Origin of the sequence: Actinospica acidithermotolerans (genome assembly GCF_018139625.1) — a bacterium.
Taxonomy (GTDB): domain Bacteria; phylum Actinomycetota; class Actinomycetes; order Streptomycetales; family Catenulisporaceae; genus Actinospica; species Actinospica acidithermotolerans.
Map to the genome: position 1 here is coordinate 1 of NZ_JAGSOH010000119.1, position 21,021 is coordinate 21,021.

17 protein-coding genes and 2 pseudogenes are annotated in these 21,021 nt (G+C 71.0%); 8 read left to right on the plus strand and 11 right to left on the minus strand.

What is annotated here, in order from left to right; translation table 11 throughout:
• The first annotated feature begins 248 nt into the window (after window positions 1-248).
• Complete coding sequence (locus tag KDK95_RS28025; protein WP_212521314.1) at window positions 249-1,562, plus strand: M48 family metallopeptidase; 1,314 nt, start codon at window positions 249-251, stop codon at window positions 1,560-1,562.
• Window positions 1,563-1,586: 24 nt separating this feature from the next.
• Here the strand turns inward: KDK95_RS28025 and KDK95_RS28030 are convergent, their stop codons facing one another.
• Window positions 1,587-2,936: a pyridoxal phosphate-dependent decarboxylase family protein gene (locus KDK95_RS28030; RefSeq protein WP_372463398.1), complete on the minus strand. Its 1,350-nt coding sequence runs from the start codon at window positions 2,934-2,936 to the stop codon at window positions 1,587-1,589.
• An 87-nt stretch (window positions 2,937-3,023) separates the two neighbouring features.
• Between KDK95_RS28030 and KDK95_RS28035 the strand changes: the two genes are divergently transcribed.
• Together KDK95_RS28035 and KDK95_RS28040 are read left to right on the plus strand one after the other, a co-directional pair.
• Window positions 3,024-3,473: a (deoxy)nucleoside triphosphate pyrophosphohydrolase gene (locus KDK95_RS28035; protein WP_212521316.1), complete on the plus strand. Its 450-nt coding sequence runs from the start codon at window positions 3,024-3,026 to the stop codon at window positions 3,471-3,473.
• Window positions 3,474-3,561: 88 nt separating this feature from the next.
• Entirely contained in the window at window positions 3,562-4,632 is a 1,071-nt protein-coding gene (locus KDK95_RS28040) for an ATP-binding SpoIIE family protein phosphatase (RefSeq protein WP_212521317.1), read from the plus strand.
• A gap of 92 nt (window positions 4,633-4,724) precedes the next feature.
• On the opposite strand, the gene glgP is transcribed toward KDK95_RS28040, so the two are convergent.
• Window positions 4,725-7,313, minus strand: a complete 2,589-nt coding sequence (gene glgP / locus KDK95_RS28045) for an alpha-glucan family phosphorylase (RefSeq protein WP_212521318.1) — start codon at window positions 7,311-7,313, stop codon at window positions 4,725-4,727.
• A gap of 132 nt (window positions 7,314-7,445) precedes the next feature.
• On the opposite strand from glgP, the gene KDK95_RS28050 reads away from it, so the two are divergent.
• The 4 genes and pseudogenes from KDK95_RS28050 to KDK95_RS28065 all read left to right on the plus strand — a co-directional run.
• Window positions 7,446-9,443: an alpha-1,4-glucan--maltose-1-phosphate maltosyltransferase gene (locus KDK95_RS28050; RefSeq protein ID WP_212521319.1), complete on the plus strand. Its 1,998-nt coding sequence runs from the start codon at window positions 7,446-7,448 to the stop codon at window positions 9,441-9,443.
• Between the two features lie 71 nt (window positions 9,444-9,514).
• Window positions 9,515-11,227: a maltose alpha-D-glucosyltransferase gene (gene treS / locus KDK95_RS28055; protein WP_212521320.1), complete on the plus strand. Its 1,713-nt coding sequence runs from the start codon at window positions 9,515-9,517 to the stop codon at window positions 11,225-11,227.
• Window positions 11,228-11,308: 81 nt separating this feature from the next.
• A complete protein-coding gene (locus KDK95_RS28060; RefSeq protein ID WP_212521321.1) occupies window positions 11,309-12,856 on the plus strand; it encodes a maltokinase N-terminal cap-like domain-containing protein in 1,548 nt (515 codons plus the stop codon).
• Between the two features lie 8 nt (window positions 12,857-12,864).
• Window positions 12,865-13,151, plus strand: a pseudogene (locus tag KDK95_RS28065) (class I SAM-dependent methyltransferase); the annotation flags it as partial.
• Between the two features lie 28 nt (window positions 13,152-13,179).
• Here KDK95_RS28065 and KDK95_RS38390 read toward each other — a convergent pair.
• The 4 genes and pseudogenes from KDK95_RS38390 to KDK95_RS28080 all read right to left on the minus strand — a co-directional run.
• Window positions 13,180-13,264: pseudogene (locus KDK95_RS38390) on the minus strand (SAM-dependent methyltransferase); the annotation flags it as partial.
• Between the two features lie 16 nt (window positions 13,265-13,280).
• Window positions 13,281-14,045 carry a class I SAM-dependent methyltransferase gene (locus tag KDK95_RS28070; protein ID WP_212521323.1) on the minus strand — a complete coding sequence of 255 codons (765 nt, stop codon included), beginning with the start codon at window positions 14,043-14,045 and terminating at the stop codon, window positions 13,281-13,283.
• 63 nt (window positions 14,046-14,108) lie between these two features.
• Window positions 14,109-14,687, minus strand: a complete 579-nt coding sequence (locus KDK95_RS28075) for a GNAT family N-acetyltransferase (RefSeq protein WP_212521324.1) — start codon at window positions 14,685-14,687, stop codon at window positions 14,109-14,111.
• A 10-nt stretch (window positions 14,688-14,697) separates the two neighbouring features.
• Window positions 14,698-15,663 (minus strand): undecaprenyl-diphosphate phosphatase, encoded by a 966-nt coding sequence (locus KDK95_RS28080; RefSeq protein WP_372463399.1) that lies wholly within the window; start codon window positions 15,661-15,663, stop codon window positions 14,698-14,700.
• 142 nt (window positions 15,664-15,805) lie between these two features.
• Here KDK95_RS28080 and KDK95_RS28085 point away from each other — a divergent pair, with 142 nt between their 5' ends.
• Window positions 15,806-16,498 (plus strand): RraA family protein, encoded by a 693-nt coding sequence (locus tag KDK95_RS28085; protein WP_212521326.1) that lies wholly within the window; start codon window positions 15,806-15,808, stop codon window positions 16,496-16,498.
• 54 nt (window positions 16,499-16,552) lie between these two features.
• Here KDK95_RS28085 and KDK95_RS28090 read toward each other — a convergent pair whose 3' ends face one another.
• The 5 genes from KDK95_RS28090 to KDK95_RS28110 all read right to left on the minus strand — a co-directional run bounded on the left by KDK95_RS28090 (window position 16,553) and on the right by KDK95_RS28110 (window position 20,805).
• Window positions 16,553-17,173, minus strand: a complete 621-nt coding sequence (locus KDK95_RS28090) for a hypothetical protein (RefSeq protein WP_212521327.1) — start codon at window positions 17,171-17,173, stop codon at window positions 16,553-16,555.
• 149 nt (window positions 17,174-17,322) lie between these two features.
• Window positions 17,323-18,786 carry a protoporphyrinogen/coproporphyrinogen oxidase gene (locus tag KDK95_RS28095; protein ID WP_212521328.1) on the minus strand — a complete coding sequence of 488 codons (1,464 nt, stop codon included), beginning with the start codon at window positions 18,784-18,786 and terminating at the stop codon, window positions 17,323-17,325.
• A 105-nt stretch (window positions 18,787-18,891) separates the two neighbouring features.
• Window positions 18,892-19,974, minus strand: a complete 1,083-nt coding sequence (locus KDK95_RS28100) for an AI-2E family transporter (protein WP_212521329.1) — start codon at window positions 19,972-19,974, stop codon at window positions 18,892-18,894.
• 15 nt (window positions 19,975-19,989) lie between these two features.
• Window positions 19,990-20,292, minus strand: a complete 303-nt coding sequence (locus KDK95_RS28105; protein ID WP_212521331.1) for a GroES family chaperonin — start codon at window positions 20,290-20,292, stop codon at window positions 19,990-19,992.
• A 63-nt stretch (window positions 20,293-20,355) separates the two neighbouring features.
• Window positions 20,356-20,805: a DUF3618 domain-containing protein gene (locus KDK95_RS28110; RefSeq protein WP_212521330.1), complete on the minus strand. Its 450-nt coding sequence runs from the start codon at window positions 20,803-20,805 to the stop codon at window positions 20,356-20,358.
• Window positions 20,806-21,021 lie beyond the last annotated feature (216 nt).

Here is a 21,021-nt window from a genome sequence, read left to right on the forward strand (position 1 = left end):
ATCCCGCCCCGGCCGAGCCGCGCGACCAGCCGGAACGGGCCTATCCGGGCCGGGTCCTGCGCGGTCAATGCATCCATGAGATCCCCAACCCACGACAGAGATTTGGGGCCCATTGAATCGACACCGGGGCGCGCCGCGCAAGTCGCCCCCGCAGCCGAGCCGTGGAAGGACCTTGCCACGATGCAAGCGGCGTGCTATCCATGAGTCTCTTTCCGCATACAGGTGCGGTCTCAGGGAGGGGAACCCCGATGCCGGACGGCATTGAGCTGCGTGATTTCCGCTGTCCGAAGTGCGCCGAGACGGCGCGGCTCGATCCGCGGTTCGTCCAGTGGTGCACGAGTTGCGGGTACAACGCGGATCCGAAGCCGCCGGAGCTGGGCAACCGCGAGGTCCGACGCCTGGCGCGCGAGTACGAGCGCTCACGGCGGCTGTTCGAGTCCTTGCGCACCGCGAGCAGTCTGCGCCCGACGACCGCCGTCGGCTTGTCCGTCACCGTGTTGTCAGGGATCGTGCACCTGATGGGCATCTGCCTGCTGGTGCTGCCGATCCTGCTGGTCGTCGCAGCGCACGAGGCCGGTTGGTCGGAGGTCGTCCTCGGCATCTGCGTGCTGACCTTCCTAGCCGTCGGCCCTCGGCTGCCGCGGCGGGTGAATTCGAACGGCGGCCTCGACCGCGCTTCCGCGCCGAGGTTCTACGAACTGCTCGACCGCTGCGCGGCCGAACTCGGCTGTGCGGTTCCCGATCAGGTGCGCCTCGGTCTCAGCTTCAACGCCTCGACGGGCCGAGCCGGCATACGTCAGCGGTCTTATCTGCTTCTCGGCGTGCCGCTGTGGACGGTCCTCTCCGGCCAGGAGCGCATCGCCTTGCTCGGACACGAACTCGCGCACCAGGTCAACGGTGATACGACGCACGGACTCTGGGCCGCCTCGGCGCGGCGTTCGCTTCACGCGTGGACCAAGCTGCTCGACCCGCGGCAGACTCGTTTCGAAGAGGCGAGCGACATGCGCATCGCGCAAACCTCCGGAGGAGGATTCACCACTCTCGCCGCACTGCTCACACCGGCTGTCTTGGCAGTGCTGTTCGCGCCGCTCTTCGCCGTCGCGGTCGGCTGCCAGGCGCTGCTCGGGCGGCTCGACCTGTACTGCGGCCAGCGCGCCGAGTACCTCGCCGACGAGCTCGGCGCGCAGCTCGCCGGTTCTGAGGCGCTGCTCGGGCTGCTGGTCAAGCTGGGGCTGGCCGAGGCGGTCGGCGGATTCCTCACCACGTCGAAGAACCGGTCCAACGCCAAGCGGACCGAGGCTGCGTCCGTCCTCTGGCCGGGTCTCGCGGAGTACGTGGACTCCATCCCGGACACCGAGAGGCGGCGCCGGGAGCTCCTGGACCGGCTGCGCAACACCCGCACCGACGTCAGCCACCCGGCCAACCACCTGCGGATCGAGCTGACGGAGGCCCGGCCGCGGACCCCCGGCGTGCTCAAGCTCTCCGAGGACGAGTGGGCGGCGATCGACGCCGAACTCGCCCCCGGATACGCCAGCGCGGCGCGCGGACTGCTCGGCGCCTGACCGCCGATTCGCCCGTCCGCCCGCCTACGCCATCGTCGCCAGGATCTCCTCGACGACGGCGAGCGAGGTGTGCGGGTGCAGGAAGGCGAAGCGGGCGACGGTCTCGCCGTTCCAGCCGGTCGGGGTGACGAAGGCGATCTGGCCGGCGAGCAGCCGGTCGGACCAGGCCTGGTAGTCCTCGGCGCTCCAGCCCTTGCGGCGGAACAGCACCGAGGAGAGCTCGGGCTCGCGGATCAGTTCGAGCTCGGGGCTGCGGCGGATCAGCTCGGCCGACTCGCGGGCCAGCGTCAGCGCGGCCTCGATGGCCTGCGCGTAGGCGTCGGTGCCGTGCACGGCCAGGGAGAACCACAGCGGGAGGCCGCGGGCGCGGCGGGTGAGGTGGTAGGCGTAGTCGGTCGGGTTCCACTCGTCCGGGGTGTCCATGTGGATCACGTCGAGGTACGACGCGTCCTGGGTGTGCACCGCCTTCGCGAGCTTCGGGTTCTTATACACGAGCGCCGCGCAGTCGAAGGGCGCGAAGAGCCACTTGTGCGGGTCGACGACGAACGAGTCGGCGTGCTCGATGCCCGCGTACCGCCCCCGGACGCTCGGGGCGAACAGGCCGGCGCCGCCGTACGCGCCGTCCACGTGGAACCACAGGTCGCGCTCGCGGGCGATCTCGGAGACGCCCTCGAGGTCGTCGATGATGCCCGCGTTGGTGGTGCCGGCGGTGGCGACGACGGCGATCACCGGGATCCCGCTGTCGTCCGCCGCGAGCGCCGCGCGCAGGTTGGCCCCGGTCAGCCGGTGGTCGTCGCTCGGCACGACCAGCGGCTCCACGCCGATGATGCGCAGGGTGTTGCCGATCGAGGAGTGCGCCTGGTCGCTCACGGCGATCCGCACCCGGTCGTAGGGACCGAGGCCGAGCCGCATCCTGGCCACGTCGCGGGCCACCACGAGCGCCGAGAGGTTGCCGGCCGAGCCGCCGGTCACGAAGCAGCCGCCCGCCTCCGGGCCCATCCCGGCGAAGTCGGCGATCAGCCGCAGCACCTGGTTCTCCGCGGCGATCGCGCCGGAGGCCTCCAGCCAGGAGATGCCCTGCAGCGAGGCGCACGAGACGACCATGTCGAACAATAGCGCCGCCTTGGTCGGGGCGGCCGGGATGAACGACAGGAAGCGCGGGCTGTCGCAGGAGATCACGGCCTGGGACAGGTGGTCGTCGTACACCGAGAGCACCTTGTGCGGGTCGTGCCCCTCCGGCCCGATCAGCCCGGCCAGCACCGAGTCCAGCTTGTCCTTGCGGCCCGGGTGGTCGAGCGGAACCGGGTCGAGTTGAAGCCGCTCGCGCATGTAGTCGAAGATCAGGTCGGCGAGCTCGGAGTCATATGCGTGCATGCTGGGCATGAAGCCCAGTATCTCCATCCTCATGAACCCCGCCGCAACTCGCGAGCTGTAACCGGTTCGGCGCCCGAGCCTGGCACCATGGAGCGCATGACCGAGCCGCAGTACGCGCCCGAGCGCCTCATCCCCGTCGTCGCCGCCGTGATCGAGCGCGAGGGCCGCTTCCTCGGCGCCCGCCGCACCGAGCCGGAGGCGCTGCGCGGCCTCTGGGAGTTCCCCGGCGGCAAGACCGAGCCGGGGGAGGACGACGTGGCCGCGCTGATCCGCGAGTGCCGCGAGGAGCTCGGCGTGGAGATCGCCGTCGGCGACCCGGTCGGCCCCGAGTACGTCTCGCCGAACGGCCGCTTCCTGGTGCGCACCTACCGGGCCGAGCTGCTCGACGGCGAGCCGGCGGCGATCGAGAACCACGACGAGGTGCGCTGGTTCGCGCCCGGAACGCCCGAGGTGCGCGACGTGCCGTGGCTGGAGGGGGACCTCGCGATCCTCGACGTCCTGGACGCGGAGGCGGCGCCGGGGACCCGGGTGGCGTAACTCACGCGGAAAGTCCTATTAAACAGCTTGTCTCTGGGGATGACAAAGGTGTAAGGCAACGCTCCGATCAATCCCAGGATCCACACCTATGGCCGACACCTCCTCGGTACCCGAGGTGGCCGCAGTGCGCGTCGCGTACCGGCGCCGCACCGGCCTGACCGGGGCGGAGGGCGGCGGCGACTGGTCGGACTCGCTGCGGCTGCCGGGCAACCGGCTGGTGCTCGCGGTGGGGGACGTGCTCGGCGGGGACCTGCCCACGCCGCCCTCGGTCGCCGACCAGTTCCGCAGCGCGGCGCGCGTGCTGACGCAGCTGGATCTCAGCCCGGCCCAGGTGCTGCACCGGCTCGACGTCCTGGCCGAATCCCTCGGGGACGAATACACCAGCAGCTGCGTGTACGTCAGCTGCGATCTGTCCGACGGCACCGCGGTCTTCGCCTCGGCCGGCCACCTGCCTCCGCTGCTGCGCACGCCCTACGATCCGGCCTACCGCGTGGCGCTCCCGGTCGGGCCGCCCCTCGGCGTGGGCGGCGGCGAATTCGAGGAACGGCAGTGCACGATCCCGCCCGGCTCGCTGCTCGCGCTCTACACCGACGGCCTGCTCGGCCACGCGCTGGGCGAGGACGCGGACGCCGCGATCTCCGAACTCGGACGCCTGCTCGACAAGGCGGAAGACGTGCCCGACGCGCGGCTGGAGCAGACCTGCGACCACATCAACAGCGTCATGCTCGGCAGCGGCGAGCACACCGGGGACTCCACGCTGATGCTGGCCGAGCTCGGCCGGCTGCCGGAGGCCGAGGCCGCCGCGTGGACGCTCACCGCCCGGCCCACCGCCGTCGCCCAAGCCAGGGACCTGATTCGCGGCCGGCTGCTGGCCTGGGGCCTGCAGGGCCTCGCCGACGTCGTCGAGCTGCTGGTCAGCGAACTCGTCACGAACGCGCTGCGCTACGGCATCTCGCCGTTCGGGCTGCGGATGACCCGCGACGCGGCGAACGTCATGATCGAGGTTTCCGACGGCAACCCGACCGTGCCGCGGCTGCGCAACGCCCAGGTCGGCGACGAGGGCGGCCGCGGCCTGCACCTGGTCGACGAGCTGTCCGCCGACTGGGGCGTGCGCAGCCATCCCCAGGGCAAGACCGTGTGGTTCACCCTGGGGATCTGAAGCTGACGCCGGATCAGCCTGAGCACGGCCGGATCAGCCGGACTACGGCCGGATCAGCCGGAGTACGGCACGATCAGCCGGAGTACGCCGGATCAGCCGGAGTACGGCAGGGTCGCCAGGCCCAGCTCGGCCGAGGACGAGAGCATCCGGTGCTTCGGCACGGCGCGGACCGTGTAGCCGAACGGACCCGACTGCTCGAGGTCGATCACGCCCTCGTAGCGGTTCCGGCCCATCTCGTCCACGCCGAGGTGCTCGAGCGTCGCGAGCGCGGCGGAGCGCAGCTGGTCGTCCTCGTCCACCCGGCCGAACACGGCCTGCACCTCGACCTCGTCCGGGGCCAGCTCGCCGATCTGCACGAGCGCCCGGATCCGCAGGCCGCCGCCGAGCCGCGGCCGGCGGCCGCCCTCGGTGCGCCCGTCCGGCTCCGCCTCGGCGTCCACGTGCTCGATCGCCACCATCGGCCACAGCCGGCGCACCCGCTTGGTCCAGGCGGCCAGCTCGCGCGAGCCGGCGAAGCCGTCGGCCGCGGCGGCCCGGCTGGAGAGCGCGGCGGGCTCGTAGAGCCGCTGCACGTAGTCCTGGACCATCCGCCCGGCCAGCACCTTCGGGCCGAGGGTGGTGAGCGTGTGCCGCACCATCTCGATCCAGCGGGTCGGCAGCCCGGCCGCGTCCCGGTCGTAGAAGCGGCGGGCCACGGAGTGCTCGATCAGGTCGTAGAGCGCGGCGGCCTCGAGCTCGTCACGCCGGTCCGGGTCCTCCACGCCGTCCGCGGTCGGGATCGCCCAGCCGTTCTCGCCGTCGTACCACTCGTCCCACCAGCCGTCCTTGATGGACAGGTTCAGGCCGCCGTTGAGCGCCGCCTTCATGCCCGAGGTGCCGCAGGCCTCCAGCGGCCGCAGCGGGTTGTTCAGCCACACGTCGCAGCCGGGCAGCAGGGTCTGGGCCATCGCCATGTCGTAGTTCGGCAGGAAGGCGATGCGGTGCCTGACCCGGGCCTCGTCGGCGAAGCGGACCAGCTCCTGCACGAGCCGCTTGCCGCCGTCGTCCGCCGGGTGCGCCTTGCCCGCGATGACCAGCTGGACCGGCCGCTCCGGGTTGGTCAGCAGGCGCACCAGCCGCTCCCGGTCGCGCAGCATCAGCGTCAGCCGCTTGTACGAGGGCACGCGGCGGGCGAAGCCGATGGTCAGCGCGTTCGGGTCGAGCAGCGAGCCGGTCCAGCCGAGCTCCGCGGCCGAGGCGCCGCGGGCCAGCCACGACTCGTAGACCCGCCGCCTGGCCTCCTTGACCAGCTCGGCGCGCAGCCGGCTGCGGATCTCCCAGATCGTCTTGTCCGAGATCCGGCCGACCGCCTCGAACGGCGCGCGCATCGCCTCCGGCCCGAGCTCCCGCTCGATCAACTCGGTGACCAGCGGATGCACCCAGGTCATCGCGTGCACGCCGTTGGTGATCGAGGTGATCGGCACCTCCGGCGCGTCGAAGCCGGGCCACAGGCCGCCGAACATCTCCCGGGAGACCTCGCCGTGCAGCACCGACACGCCGTTGGCCCGCTGCGCGAGACGCAGGCCCATCACGGCCATGTTGAAGCAGCCGGGGTCGCCGCCCGGGTAGGTCTCGGCGCCCAGCGCCAGCACCCGGTCCACCGGCACGCCCGGGTTGCCGTTCTCGCCGCCGAAGTGCTCGGCGATCAGCTCCTTCGGGAAGCGGTCGATGCCCGCGGGCACCGGGGTGTGCGTGGTGAACAGCGTGCCGGCGCGCACCGCGGCCAGCGCCTCGTCGAAGTCGAGGCCGTGCTCCTCGACCAGCTCCCGAATCCGCTCCACGCCGAGGAACCCGGCGTGGCCCTCGTTGGTGTGGTAGACCTCCGGCTCCGGCGTGCCGCTGATCGCGCAGTACGCGCGCACCGCCCGGATGCCGCCGATGCCGAGCAGCATCTCCTGGTGCAGCCGGTGCTCGGGGGAGCCGCCGTAGAGCCGGTCGGTCACGTCCCGGCCGCCGTCCGCGTTCTCCTCGATGTCCGTGTCGAGCAGCAGCAGCGGCACCCGGCCCACCGTGGCCAGCCAGACCTGGGCGACCAGCTCGCGCAGCGAGGGCAGCCCGATCGTCACCCGGACGGCGTGGCCGTCCCGGTCGCGCAGCTTGGTCAGCGGCAGGTTGTCCGGGTCCAGCAGCGGATAGGTCTCCAGCTGCCAGCCGTCCCTGGACAGCGACTGGCGGAAGTAGCCGCGCTTGTACAGCAGGCCCACGCCGATCACCGGCACGCCCAGGTCGGAGGCCGCCTTCAGGTGGTCGCCGGCCAGGATGCCGAGGCCGCCGGAGTACTGCGGGAGCACCGCGGTGATGCCGTACTCCGGGGAGAAGTAGGCGATCGCCCGCGGCGGGTTCTCCAGGTTCTGATACCACTTCGGCTTGGTCAGATAATCCCGCAGGTCCTCGGCCGCGGCCGCGACCCTGTCGGTGAAGTGCCCGTCCGCCGCCAACTGGGCGAACCGCTCGGTGCGGACCGCGCCGAGCAGCCGGACCGGGTCGTGCCGGACGTGTTCCCACTGCTCTGGATCGATCGCCTCGAACAGCGCCCTCGTCGGCTCGTGCCAGGACCAGCGCAGATTCGTCGCCAGCTCGGTGAGTGCGGAGAGGGGCTCGGGCAGGACTGTGCGCACCGTCAGGCGCCGGATCGCCTTCATGCTGATCGAGCCTAGCCGCAGCCTCGCCCGGACGTACAGCGATCGACCAACATGCGAGAGCCATTCGGTGTCATCCCGGCGTTCGGCCCTCAGCGGTAGAACGGACGCCCGGTTTCGGATAGAACTGGAAGTGTGATCGGACGCATCCCGCTGCTCGATGTCCAGCCCCGAGTCCTCGACGGCGCCCGACCGGCCAAGGCCGTACCGGGTGAATCCTTCCCCGTCTCCGCCACCGTCTTCCGCGAGGGCCACGACGCCGTGGCCGCGAACGTCGTGCTCACGGACCCGGACGGGCTAACCGACGGCTGGCACCGGATGCGGGAGGTGGCGCCGGGAACCGACCGGTACGAGGCCTGGGTGCGGGCCGACCGTCCGGGGGAGTGGACGTTCCACGTGGAGGCCTGGGACGACCCGGTGGCCACCTGGTACCACGTCGCCCGCGCCAAGGTCCCGGCCGGCCAGGACATCGAGGTCGTCTTCGCCGACGGCGCGGCCCTGCTGGAGCGGGCCGCGGCGACCGAGACGGTGATCCCGGTCACGCCCGGGCACGAGGTCGAGTACCCCGGCAAGGAGCTGCTCCAGGAGACCGCGGAGCGGCTGCTCGACGAGAGTGCGAGCCCTGAGGCGCGCCTCGCGCTGGCCGAGCGCTTCGAGGTGCACGAGGCGCTGTCCGTGCGCCCGGTGCGCGAGCACGTGACCCGGAGCGAGCCGCTGCCGCTGCGGGTGGACCGCGAGCGGGCGCTGTACGGGTCCTGGTACGAGTTCTTCCCGCGCTCCGAGGGCGCCCGGGTCGACCCGCTCGGCCGCAACGCCCCGATCTCCGGCACCTTCCGCACCGCCGCCGAGCGGCTGCCCGCGATCGCCGCGATGGGCTTCGACGTCGTCTACCTGCCGCCGATCCACCCGATCGGCACCAGCTTCCGTAAGGGCGCCAACAACTCGCTGACGCCCGGCGAGCACGACCCGGGCTCGCCCTGGGCCATCGGCTCCCCGGAGGGCGGCCACGACGCCGTGCACCCCGACCTGGGCACGATCAAGGACTTCGACGACTTCGTCGCCCGGGCGGCGGACCTCGGGATGGAGGTCGCCCTCGACTTCGCGCTGCAGTGCTCGCCGGACCACCCGTGGGTGGAGAAGCATCCGGAGTGGTTCCGGCACCGCTCGGACGGGACCATCGCGTACGCCGAGAACCCGCCGAAGAAGTACCAGGACATCTACCCGATCTACTTCGACGCCGACCTGCCCGGCCTGCTCGACGAGTGCGAGCGGCTGCTGCGGCACTGGATGGGCCACGGCGTGCGGATCTTCCGGGTGGACAACCCGCACACCAAGCCGGTGGCGTTCTGGGAGGTGCTGCTCGACCGGATCCACCGCACCGACCCGGACGTGCTCTTCCTCGCCGAGGCCTTCACCCGGCCGGCGATGATGCACGCCCTCGCGGCGGTCGGCTTCCACCAGTCGTACACGTACTTCACCTGGCGCAACGGCAAGGACGAGCTCGAGCAGTACCTGCGCGAGCTGTCCGCGGACACCGCCTCCTTCCTGCGCCCGAACTTCTTCGTCAACACCCCGGACATCCTGCACGCGTACCTCCAGCACGGCGGTCGGCCGGCCTTCGAGATCCGCGCTATCCTCGCCGCGTCACTGGCACCGACGTGGGGGGTTTACTCTGGATACGAGCTGTGCGAGAACCTGCCCGCCGCGCCGGGCAGCGAGGAGTACCTGGACTCGGAGAAGTACCAGCTGAGGCCGCGCGACTGGGCCGCGGCGGAAGCCGAGGGCAGGTCGCTCGCTCCGCTGCTCACCAGACTCAACACCCTCCGACGTAACCATCGTTCGCTCCAAGGGTTGCGGAATCTGCATTTCCATCACACCGACAACGATGCTGTGCTGTGCTACTCCAAGCGGGACCAGGACGGCGACACGGTGATCCTGGTGGTCAATCTGGACCCGCACTCCACGCGGGAGGCCACGGTTCACCTCGACCTTCCCGCACTCGGCCTCGGCTGGACGGACCGCTTCGTCGTGCACGACGAGCTCGGCGGCGGCACCTTCCACTGGGGGCGGGACAACTACATCCGACTCGACCCTCACGAGAACCCCGCACACCTGCTGACCCTCCGGCGATGACGGGGGCGGCGGTGAGGGGTGCTCATCCGCCTGGCACCGCAGAGTGCTCCTCCTGAAGCCAAGGAGTGACCGTGATCGTCAACGAGCCCGTCTCCGACAGCCCGCTCGACCTGCCCAAGAGCGAGCGCGACCCGGATTGGTTCAAGCGCGCCGTCTTCTACGAAGTGCTGGTGCGCTCCTTCCAGGACGCCAACGGCGACGGCATCGGCGATTTGAAAGGCCTCACCTCGCGACTGGACTACCTCCAGTGGCTGGGTATCGACTGCATCTGGCTCCCGCCGTTCTTCAAATCCCCGCTGCGCGACGGGGGCTACGACGTCGCGCACTACACCGACGTGCTGCCCGAGTTCGGGGACCTGGGCGACTTCGTGGAGTTCGTCGAGCAGGCCCACCTGCGCGGCATCCGGGTGATCATCGACTTCGTGATGAACCACACGAGTGACCAGCACCCGTGGTTCCAGGCCTCCCGGAGCGACCCGGAGGGCCCGTACGGCGACTACTACACCTGGGCGGACGACGACAAGCAGTTCGGCGACGCGCGGATCATCTTCGTCGACACCGAGACGTCGAACTGGACCTTCGACCCGGTGCGCAAGCAGTACTTCTGGCACCGGTTCTTCTCCCACCAGCCGGACCTGAACTACGAGAACCCGCGGGTCCAGGAGGAGATCCTGGCCGCCCTGCGGTTCTGGCTGGACCTGGGCATCGACGGCTTCCGGCTGGACGCGGTCCCGTACCTCTACCAGCGGGAGGGCACCAACTGCGAGAACCTGCCGGAGACGCACGCGTTCCTCAAGCGGGTGCGCAAGATGGTGGATTCGGAGTACCCGGACCGGGTGCTGCTCGCCGAGGCCAACCAGTGGCCGAGCGACGTGGTCGACTACTTCGGCGACCCGGCCGCCGGCGGCGACGAGTGCCACATGGCGTTCCACTTCCCGGTCATGCCGCGCATCTTCATGGCCGTGCGCCGGGAGTCGCGCTACCCGGTCTCGGAGATCCTGGCCCAGACCCCGGCGATCCCGGAGAACGCCCAGTGGGGCATCTTCCTGCGCAACCACGACGAGCTCACGCTCGAGATGGTCACCGACGAAGACCGCGACTACATGTACGCGGAGTACGCCAAGGACCCGCGGATGAAGGCGAACGTCGGCATCCGGCGCCGGCTGGCCCCGCTGCTGGACAACGACCGCCGCCAGATCGAGCTGTTCAACGCCCTGCTGCTCTCGCTGCCCGGCAGCCCGGTGCTGTACTACGGCGACGAGATCGGGATGGGCGACAACATCTGGCTCGGCGACCGCGACGGGGTGCGCACCCCGATGCAGTGGACCCCGGACCGTAACGCCGGCTTCAGCCAGTGCGACCCCGGAAGGCTCTACCTCCCGGCGATCATGGACCCGGTGTTCGGCTACCAGTCGACCAACGTCGAGGCCGCGACCAGGAACTCCTCCTCGCTGCTGCACTGGACCAAGCGGATGATCGAGGTCCGGCAGCAGAATCCGGCATTCGGCCTAGGCACGTACACCGAGCTCGGCTCCACCAACCCCTCGGTCTTCGCGTTCATGCGCGAGCTGCGCGGGGCCGACCCGTCCCAGGACGACCTGGTGCTGTGCGTGATGAACTTCTCCCGCTTCCCCCAGCCCACGGAGCTTGACCTGCGCGAATACCAGAACATCGAGCCCGTCGAGCTGCTCGGCGGGGTCCGTTTCCCGAAGATCGGCGAGTTGCCCTACCTGTTGACACTGGGAGGTTACGGGTTCTACTGGTTCAGATTGCAGCGGCCCTAGCGGGTAATAGGGAAGCTAAACGGCCCGGATTTCCCGGAGTCGGCGTACGCGCCCCCTTGGGCAGAAAGGGAGTCGCTGACCATGACCTCGATCGTCGATCACGTCCACCTCGCGCCTGCGAGCGGGCTCGACGCCAGGCTGGCCAGACTGCTGGCCGACTGGCTGCCCCGCCAACGCTGGTACGGCGGCAAGGGCGCGCGCATCGATGTCGACTCCGGTGTCAGGGTCTTGGCGCGTCTCGACCTGCTGCCCGACCGCGACCCCGGGCTGGCCATGGTCGTGGTCGAGGTGCGCCCCGACGGCCGGGAACCCGAGCGCTACCAGGTGTTCATCGGCGCCCGGCGCGAGCTGCCCGACCGGCTCGCGCACGCCGAGATCGGCTCCGTGCGCGACGAGCACGGAGCCGCGTGGCACTGCTACGACGGGCTGCACGACCCGGAGCTGGCCGGCTGGCTGCTGGAGCGGCTGGCCGCCGGCGAGGTGATCGGCCCGCTGCGCTTCCACATGCTGCCCGGGCGGCGGATCGACGAGGGTCTCAGGTCCCTGGTGCTCACCGGCGAGCAGTCGAACACCTCCGTCATCTTCGGCGACAAGCTCATCGCGAAGTTCCTGCGGCGCACCGTCGCCGGGGTGAATCCGGACCTTGAGCTCTCCCTCGCGCTGGCCGACTCGGGCAGCCGGAACATCCCGCAGCCGGTCGGCTGGATCGACCTGACCCTCTCGCTCGAGGACCTCGGCGCCACCCGGCCAGGCCCGGCGCCGCGCGGCGCCCCCGACGACCACGACGACGCCCGCGACGAGAACGGCCGGCCCCGGGCGGGGGAGGGTTCGACCGGCTACGGCGACTACGGCGGCCCCGAGCCGATCACCGTCGCCACCGTGAGCGAGTTCCTGCCCACCGCCACCGACGGCTGGCTGCTCGCCCAGACCAGCGTGCGCGACCTCTACGCCCAGCCGCCCGGCACCAGCCCCAAGGCCGCCGGCGGCGACTTCGGCCCCGAGGCCCGGCGCCTCGGCAAGGCCACCGCCCGCGTGCACCACGACCTCGCGACCATGCTGCCGACGGGCCGGATGGAGCCCGACGAGCTCGAGCGGGTGGCCGAGGCGATGATCGCCCACCTGCACCACGCGGCAGGACGGGTGGCCGAGCTGGAGCCGTACGTCCCCGCGCTCAGCGGCATACTGCGCCGGCTGACCACAATCGACGAGCCGATCCCCACCCAGCGCGTGCACGGCGACTTCCACCTCGGCCAGGTGATGCGCACCGTCCACGGCTGGGTGCTGCTCGACTTCGAGGGCGAGCCAAGCCGCTCCCTCGAGGAGCGCCGCGCCATGGCCCCCGCCGTCAAGGACGTGGCCGGCATGGCAAGGTCCTTCGACTACGCCGCCCACCACCTCGGCGGCGACCCCGCCGCCGCCCAGGCGTGGGCCGAGCGCAACTTCAACTCCTTCTGCAAGGGCTACGCCTCCGTCAACGGCCACGATCCCCGCGAGCAGGACACCCTGCTCAAGTGCTACGAGATCGACAAGGCGATCTACGAGGCCGTCTACGAGGCGGCCAACCGCCCCACCTGGCTCCACATCCCCCTCGGCGCCATCAGAAGGCTGGCGGCGGGGCAGGCGGAGTAGCGGAGAATCGTCTGGCGCTGCGGCTCGCGGCCGGCGGCAGGCAGGTGACGGCGTGGACCCGGCCGCCGCGTCGCTCGACGTCGCGCGATCGAAGGCCGGGGCCGCGGCCGTCACCTGGATCCACGGCGACGCCACCGACCTGCCGGAGAGCTCCGCCGATCTCGCCGTGATGACCGGGAACGTGGCGCAGGTCTTCATCACCGACGACGACTGGTCGCGGACACTGCTCGCCATCCGCGCCGCGCTGCGTCCCGGTGCGCATCTGGTCTTCGAGACGCGGCGTCCCGAGCGGCGGGGCCGGAACGGGGCTCGTGGGACGTCGGCATAGAAGTCGAGGTCGTCGCGTTCGCCGTCGAAGGCGTCGTAGACCGCCGCGAGGCGGGGGTGGGCGAAGATCGGGTCCGGCATCGTCGCTCAGTGCCTGCTACGCGGCGGGCAGCCGGTAGACGGAGACGTGCGAACGGGAATCGGCGGTGAACTCAGCCCCCTGCCAGTCGGCGTGCCGGGATTCGAGCTCGAAGCCGGCGAGCCGGGCCATCAGGTCGAGCTCGGCGGGCCAGATGTAGCGGTGCGGACTGCGGTTCACGCGCGCCTCGTGCGAGCCGTTCGCCGCGTCGAAGTGGAAGTGGTGGGAGACGACCTGCTGGGTGACCACGTCGTATGTGTCCAGGCCGATGTAGCCGGGCTCGGTGCTCCAGACCGAGGCCGGCGTGCCCGGCGGGAGTGCGCGCAGCTGCGGGACCCAGAGTTCGATGACGAAGCGGCCGCCGGGCGCGAGGTGCCGGGCGGCGTTGCGGAAGCACTCGACCTGCTCGGACTGGTCGAGCAGGTTGGAGATCGTGTTGAAGACGAGGTAGGCGAGCCGGTACGTGCCGGGCTCGGGCGCGGTCGCGCTGGTCATGTCGCCGATGACGACCGGGATCTCCGCCTCGTCCGCCTTCGTTCGCAGCTGCTTGACCATGGGCCTGGACAGCTCGATCCCGGCGACGGGGACGCCGCGCCGCCGCAGGGGGATGCCGACGCGGCCGGTGCCGATGGCGAACTCCAGCGCGCAGCCGCCCTCGGCGAGCGCGACGAGACGGTCCACTGCCGGGTCGAGCACGTCGGGAGCGAACATGCCGGTCCCGGGCGTGTCATAGCCCTGCGCGGCCTCCTCGTCCCAGAAGACCTCGTTCTCGTCCTGAAGCATGGTTTCGACTATCCCGACCGGCGCCGGGGATGTCGATCGAATTTCGGGCGCCGTCGGCCGGGGTCAGCCGCCGGCCGGGAACGCGGCAGATCTGATCTTCCGCCAGTCGGGCGCCAGCATCGACCAGATCTCGGCGTCCCCGCGCTCGCCGCGGAACTCGACGAACCCGCGCAGCACGCCGTCGCGCTGCATGCCGATCCGCTCCGCCACGCCGCGGCTGCGGAGGCTCTGCACGGCGTTGATCCACTCCACGCGGTGCAGGCCGCGCTCGATCAGCGCGTAGTCGATCAGCTGCCGTACCGCGGCCGAGATCAGGCCCTTGCCCTGGCCAGCGGCCTCGGACCAGACGCCGATCTCGCACGATCCGCGCTTCGCGTCGAACTTCACGAACAGGGTGCCGCCGACGAGCGTGCCGTCGAGCCAGATGCCGAAGATGCGTCCGCTGTCGGCGGCCTGCTGGTCGGCGTAGCTCTGCAGGGTGGCGCGGGCCGAATCGAGGTCGGTGGAGCGGCCGGCCCACGAGATCCACGGATCGACGTTGGCACGCGCGCGGTCCATGTGGGCGAGGAATTCCTCGGCCTGCCACGGCTCGATCGGGCGCAGCTCGGCGTCGAGGTCGTCGGAGAGACGTATGGCGTACACGGTGCGGCGCCTACTTCACGATGCCGAAGTAGACGACGGAGAGGGCGCCGACGACGCCGCAGTAGACCGCGAACGGCATCAGTGACTTGTTCTCGAAGTAGCGCACCAGGAACTTCACCGACAGGTACGAGGCGACGAAGGCGACGAGGGCGCCCACGACCGCCGGGCCCAGCCAGGCCGAGTACTGCGAGCTCATCAGCGTCGGCAGCTTGTACAGACCCGCGAGCAGGATGACCGGGGTGGCCAGCAGGAACGCGAAGCGCGCCGCGTCCTCCCGGCTCATGCCCTTGAACAGTCCGGCCACGATCGTCGATCCGGACCGGCTCAGGCCGGGGAACAGGCCGAAGATCTGGGCCGCGCCGACGACCATGCCGTTCTTCACGCTGAGGCGGGCCAGGCGCACGTCGCTGGCGATGTCCGGCGGCAGTTCGCGGCCGTGCTTGTCCAGTTCGCGCACGGTGGTGTCGGAGACCGCGCCGCCGCGGCCGCGCCGGCCGCCCTTCTTCGCGTTCAGCGCCTTGCCCGGGCCGCGCTCGGCCAGGTAGAGCACCAGGCCGTTGATCATCAGGAAGACGCCCGCGTACACCGGCTTGCCGAGCGTGGAGCGCAGCACCTTGTCCAGGACCACGCCGGCCAGGCCGACCGGGATGGTGCTGAAGATCAGCAGCCAGGCCAGCTTCTCGTAGGGGGTGCGGATCCGCTTGCGCTTGACCGAGCTGATGAAGCCCTGGACCACGCGCACCCAATCGTCGCGGAAGAACAGCAGCAGGGCCAGCGCCGTGGCCACGTGCAGGGCCACGATCAGCGCCAGGTACGGCGATTTGTCGTTGGTCATGCTCAGGTCGGAGGCCCACGAGCCGCCGATGAACGCCGGGATCAGCACCGCGTGTCCGAGGCTGGATACCGGGAACAGCTCGGTGACCCCTTGGACGAGGCCGAGGACTATCGCCTCGACGTAGTGCTCGATGGAGGTCAGCGAGGTTGAGATCGACGACATGAGCCGTAGCTTAGCCAGTCATCCGGTCTTCATGGTCGGCCGGCTGGTGTCCGGCCTGCTACAACTGTGTAGCAGTACCAGCCCGGCGACCTGGGACTGCGCGCCGTAATACGCTCGTGCCATGACGATCGACTTCGGCGGCCTGGCCACGCCGCTCATCGCCGACGCCTGCGTGCGCCTGAGCGTTCCGGCGTACGTCGCGCCGCCCGGGATCCGGCCGGTGACGCCGGAGACGGCGGTGGCCGGCCGCGTTCTGCCGGTCCGCCACTACGGGAGCGTGGACGTCTTCCTGGAGGCCTACGAGGCGGCGGAGCCGGGGGACGTGCTGGTGATCGACAACGGGGGCCGGACCGACGAGGCGTGCATCGGCGATCTCGCGGTCCTCGAGGCGCGGGCCGCGGGCGTGGCCGGGATCGTCGTGTGGGGCCTGCACCGCGATACCGCGCAGCTGCGGGAGATCGGGATGCCCGTGTTCAGCTACGGCGCCTTCCCGTTCGGCCCGCTGCGGGTGGATCCGCGCGAGCCGGAGGCCCTGGCCGGCGCGCATGTCGGTCCGCACCTGCTGAACAGCTCGCACGCGGCCTTCGCGGACGAGGACGGCGTGCTGTTCGTCGACCGCGCCCGGGTCGCCGAGCTGCTGGAGACCGCGCACGCGATCGAGGAGACGGAGCGGCGGCAGGCCGGGCGGATCCGCGGCGGCGAGACCCTGCGCCGGCAGACCGCGTTCGACGACTACCTGCGCCGTCGTGCTCAGAACCCTGACTACACCTTCCGCGCGCACCTGCGGCGGATCGGCGGCGCCATCGAGGAGTGACCGGCGAGCGCCGGGAGCACGCCGGCCTCCGTCGCGCGCCGCCCGGCGCGCCGGTCAGGAGTTGATCAGCTCGTCCGGGCTGCTGAACCAGCTGGTGAGCGCGGCCGGGGTGGTGCCCGCGGCCTCCGCGACCCGGTCCCAGGGCAGCGGCTCCGGGCCGCCCGCGGCGATGCCGATCACCTCGCGCAGCATCGAGTCCACCACCCGCCGCGCCTTGATCAGCGAGGCCAGCGCGTTCTCGTAGGAGTAGCGGTCCACCTCGCGGATGGTCATCGGCAGCCAGCCGTTGATCATGCCGATGAACTGCCGGCGCAGCGACGGGTCGAGCTCGCCGAGCACCGTGACCGAGCCGTCCGCGCGCACCTCGGCCAGCATCATGCCCTCGGCGTCGCGGATGATCCCGCGCACCTGCTGGTAGCTCTGGTACCGCCCGGCCGTAGAACCGGCGTCCGACTCGACCCCGCTCAGCCGCTCCGCGAAGTCCCGCAGCCGCGGCGCGACCGATGCGGCGTACGCCCGGAAGGCGTCGCCGTCCATCGGCCCGCCGCCCTCGACCAGCACTGTCGACGGGTCCACAACCTCGACACCCGCCGTGCTCCACAACCGTCGACCGTCGTGACCGCTCGACATCACCATGTCGTAGTCGATCCGGTCCGGGTGGTAGAACCGTGTCATTCCGTCCACCTCGTCACGATGGACATTTTTCGCGGTGGCCGGGAACCGGTTGTGAACTACGCGTGGACCCGAGGTGAACTCGCGCGTACCGGATGCGGTGAAGCGATCACCGTGCGTTCTCGACCTGCGAATATACGTGATCTGTGGAATCAGGTCTCGACGATGTGATTCGAGAAGCGCTCCTTGGCCTGCCCCCAGCGGGCGTGGTCGAACTCGCCGGAGCCGAGCGCGTCGGCCGCCTCGTAGCCCATGATCATCGAGTGGTGGGTGTTGTCCGGGGTGAACAGCCCCTGCCGGCCGAAGGTGGTGATGTGCGGGATGTTCTCCACCCACTCCTCGAGCACCGAGAGCTGGTCCCGGTAGCCGCGGTGGTAGATCGGGTAGACGTTGCGCACCCGCTTGACCTGCATCCAGTCGATGTTGATCGGCGGCAGCCCGGTCTCCCGGACGCAGTCGCGCACCAGTTCGGCCAGCTCGTCGTCGGAGCCGTTCCAGATCTCGTCGCCTATGTCGCAGGGCATTTCGAAGCAGACCACGTCGCGGTCCTCCGGGTCCTCCGGGTTGATCCGGTGGTTCATCGGCTCGGAGATGCGGCTGACCGCGGTCTGGCCGCCCGGGATGTAGTGCACGTCGTGCCGGGTCCAGCGGCCGCCCTTGTGCACGACGTAGACGAGCACGATGGCCCGGAACTTCAGGTCGCCGCTCGCCTCCACCGCCTCGTAGGGCGCGCCCGGCGTGGTCATCCGGGCCAGCAGCGGCAGCGGGAGCGTGGAGAAGACGTGGCGCGCGCGCAGCCAGCCGCCGCTGTCCAGGTAGGCGTCCGAGCTCCAGCCGCTTCGCTCGGCCGCCGCGTAGTGGTATTCGGACCGGCCGAGCTGCACGGAGACCTCGCCGTGGCTCACCTCGAGCCGCTCCGCCGCGCTGCCCAGGCGCAGCCGCGCGCCCGCGGCCACCGCCGCGTCCGCCATCGTCTCGCACAGCTGGCCGAAGCCCCGGCGCGGGTAGAGGTAGGCCAGCGACTCGTTCGACAGGACGTTGCGGACCGCGCGGGTCAGCGCCGAGAGCGCGGTGGGCGCGCCCGCCTTGCGCCGCGCCTGCTCCGCGTCGATCTGCTCGCCGTCTATGCCCCAGAGCTTGCGCGCGTAGGGCGCGTAGACCTGCTCGTAGAGGGTGGGGCCGAAGCCCGCCCGCATCAGCTCCGCGTAGCTCTCCGGCGACTCGCCCGGCTTCGGCTTGCGCCACGGGGTCGAGAGCGCCTCGAAGGCCGCGCGGGCCATCGGCACCGCGGGCAGCGCCCGGGCCAGCTCGCGCGGCTTGAACGGATAGGTGATCCAGCGGTCGCCGACCAGCAGGCGACCGTCCCGGTACCTGGTCTGCAGATCGGCGCCGAGCAGGAAGCGCAGGTCGGCCAGGACGTAGCCGGGCATGTCGGGATTGAGCCGGTGGCTTCCGTAGTCCACCCGGACCCCGGCGATGTCGAAGGAGGCTGCCATGCCTCCCACCGCCTCGGCCCGATCGAGGACGACGACGGACAGCCCGCGGCGGGCGGCCCGCCACGCGGCCGCGAGACCGGCGGGTCCGGCGCCGAGAACGACCAGGTCAGTGTTAGCCACTTAGAACATCACCCAATGTGGTTGCCAGGCACGGTATCCGCTCGATTCTAGTGGTGAAACGGGATCGCCGTGCGCGGCTTCCCAGGTCTCGAACGGGACACGGGTTCAACGACGCTCGAGCCGGGGGATCAGCGCCTCCTGCGCCACCAGCTTGAGCGCCGCGGCGGTCGGAATGGCCAGCAGCGCCCCGATGATCCCCATCAGCGCGCCGCCTATCAGCACCGCGACGACGGTCACGATCGGCGGCACGTCCACCGCGTGCCGCATCACCTTCGGCAGCAGCAGGTAGTCCTCGGTGAGCCGGAACGCGACATAGAACGCGAGGGTTGCAACCGCCACCGGCATCGAGACGGACAGCGCCACGAGGGTGACGATCGCGCCGCCGATCGTCGAGCCGATCACCGGCACCATGTCCAGCAGGGCCACCATCAGGCCGAGCGCGGCCGGGTACGGGATGCCGAGGACCGCCGTCCAGACGAACGTGGCCAGGCCCGCGATGCTCGCGTTCAGCGCGGAGCCGAGCATGTACCGGCCGACCTGGGTCAGGATCTCGTCGCCGATCGCCCGCGCACGCACCCGGCGGGAGGCCGGGACGGTGCGGAAGACGGCGTTGACCACGTTGGGCAGCCCGGCCAGGAAGTAGATCGTCAGCGCCACCACGGCGACCGTGTCGGTGAGCATGCTGAGCACGTACCTGCCCGCGCCGACCACGCCGGTCAGCGCGCTCGCGCCGAGGCTCTTCGAGCCGGCCGCCGACTCGATCTTGGCGAAGACGTGGTACCTGCGCTCCATCCGGCCCAGCCAGGTGTGCTGGTCCTGCGCCTCGTTGAGCAGACGGGGGACCTGATGCACCAGCGCGGTCACCTCGCGGTCCACCGGAGGCACGATGATCGCCAGGAAGCCGGCCACCAGCGCCAGCACGCCGAAGCCGACCACGAGCACGGCCGCCGAGCGGCGCATCGGCAGCCGCCGCTGCCGGGTCAGCGCCGTGACGATCGGATTGAGCGAGACGGCGAAGAAGGCGGCGAGCGCGACTATCACCAGGACCGACTGCGCGTGCGCGGCCAGCCGGAGCAGCGCGTAGGCGGACAGCGCGCCCGCGGCCAGGCCGAAGGCGTAGGTGAAGTACGAGGAGCTCCCGGCGGCCCCGCCCCCGCCGCCGTCGGCGCGCTCGACCCGCTCGCTCACCGTCGAGTCCCGCGCCTAGAGGTAGAGCCCGGTGGCCTCGCCGGACTCGCCGAGCCGTTCCGCGGCGACGGCGTGGATGTCCCGCTCGCGCAGCAGCACGTAGGCGGTGGCGCGCAGCTCGACCTCGGCGCGGTCCTCGGGGTCGTAGAGCACCCGGTCGCCGACCTCCACCGTGCGCACGTTCTGCCCGGTCGCGACCACGCGCGCCCAGGCCAGCCGACGGCCCACCTGCGCGGTCGCCGGGATGAGGATGCCTCCGGTGGACTTGCGGTCCCCCTCGGCACCGTCCGCCTGCACGAGCACCCGGTCGTGCAGCATCTTGATGGGCAGTTTCTCGTCGGACGAGGGATTACGGCGGCTCACGGTCTCGACGGTAGCGCATCACCGGCGCAGCATGCGCGCCGCGACCAATCCGCCCACCACCGCGACCAGCGCGCCAGCCGCCATCGCGGCCCGGTCCTTGCGTACCGCGCCCTCCGGCGTCACGAAGACGCCGCGCACCGCGGAGTTCGCCTGCCGCATCACGCCGCGCGGGCTGAGCCGGTCGGACAGCTCGTCCAGCGTTCCCGCGAGCCGCTCCCTGGTGGCCGCGATATCGGCCTCGATCTCGGCGGGGCTACGGTTGTCCGGGGCCCCCGCCTGGCCGTCCGTCCCCGCGAGCGTCCCGCTCCCGGTCCGGACCACGCGCCCGGAGACCGGACGCGGCGCGGGCGCCAGGGACAGCACCGGGTGCGCCGCCGCCGTGCCCTTGCGCGTCTCGTTGGCCTCGTCGTTCGCGAGCCCGTCGTCCACGGCTCCCGGCTCCGTCCATCCCGGCTTCTTACGGCTCACGTCATCACCTCTGGGGCCCTCGGCTCGGGCGTTCGCCACTGCGTCAATGGTTCGCTCGCAAGCTCGCTCACAGTCGACGGGTGCCCCGAAGTGTGAAATCCATACTTTCCTTGCGCCACCCGAGGGACGCCGACGGCGTCCCCGGGGTGGCCTAGATTTGGCTCTATGACCGAAGCCATCCGCCTCGCCCCCGGCGAGCCCGCCCCTGCCTTCACC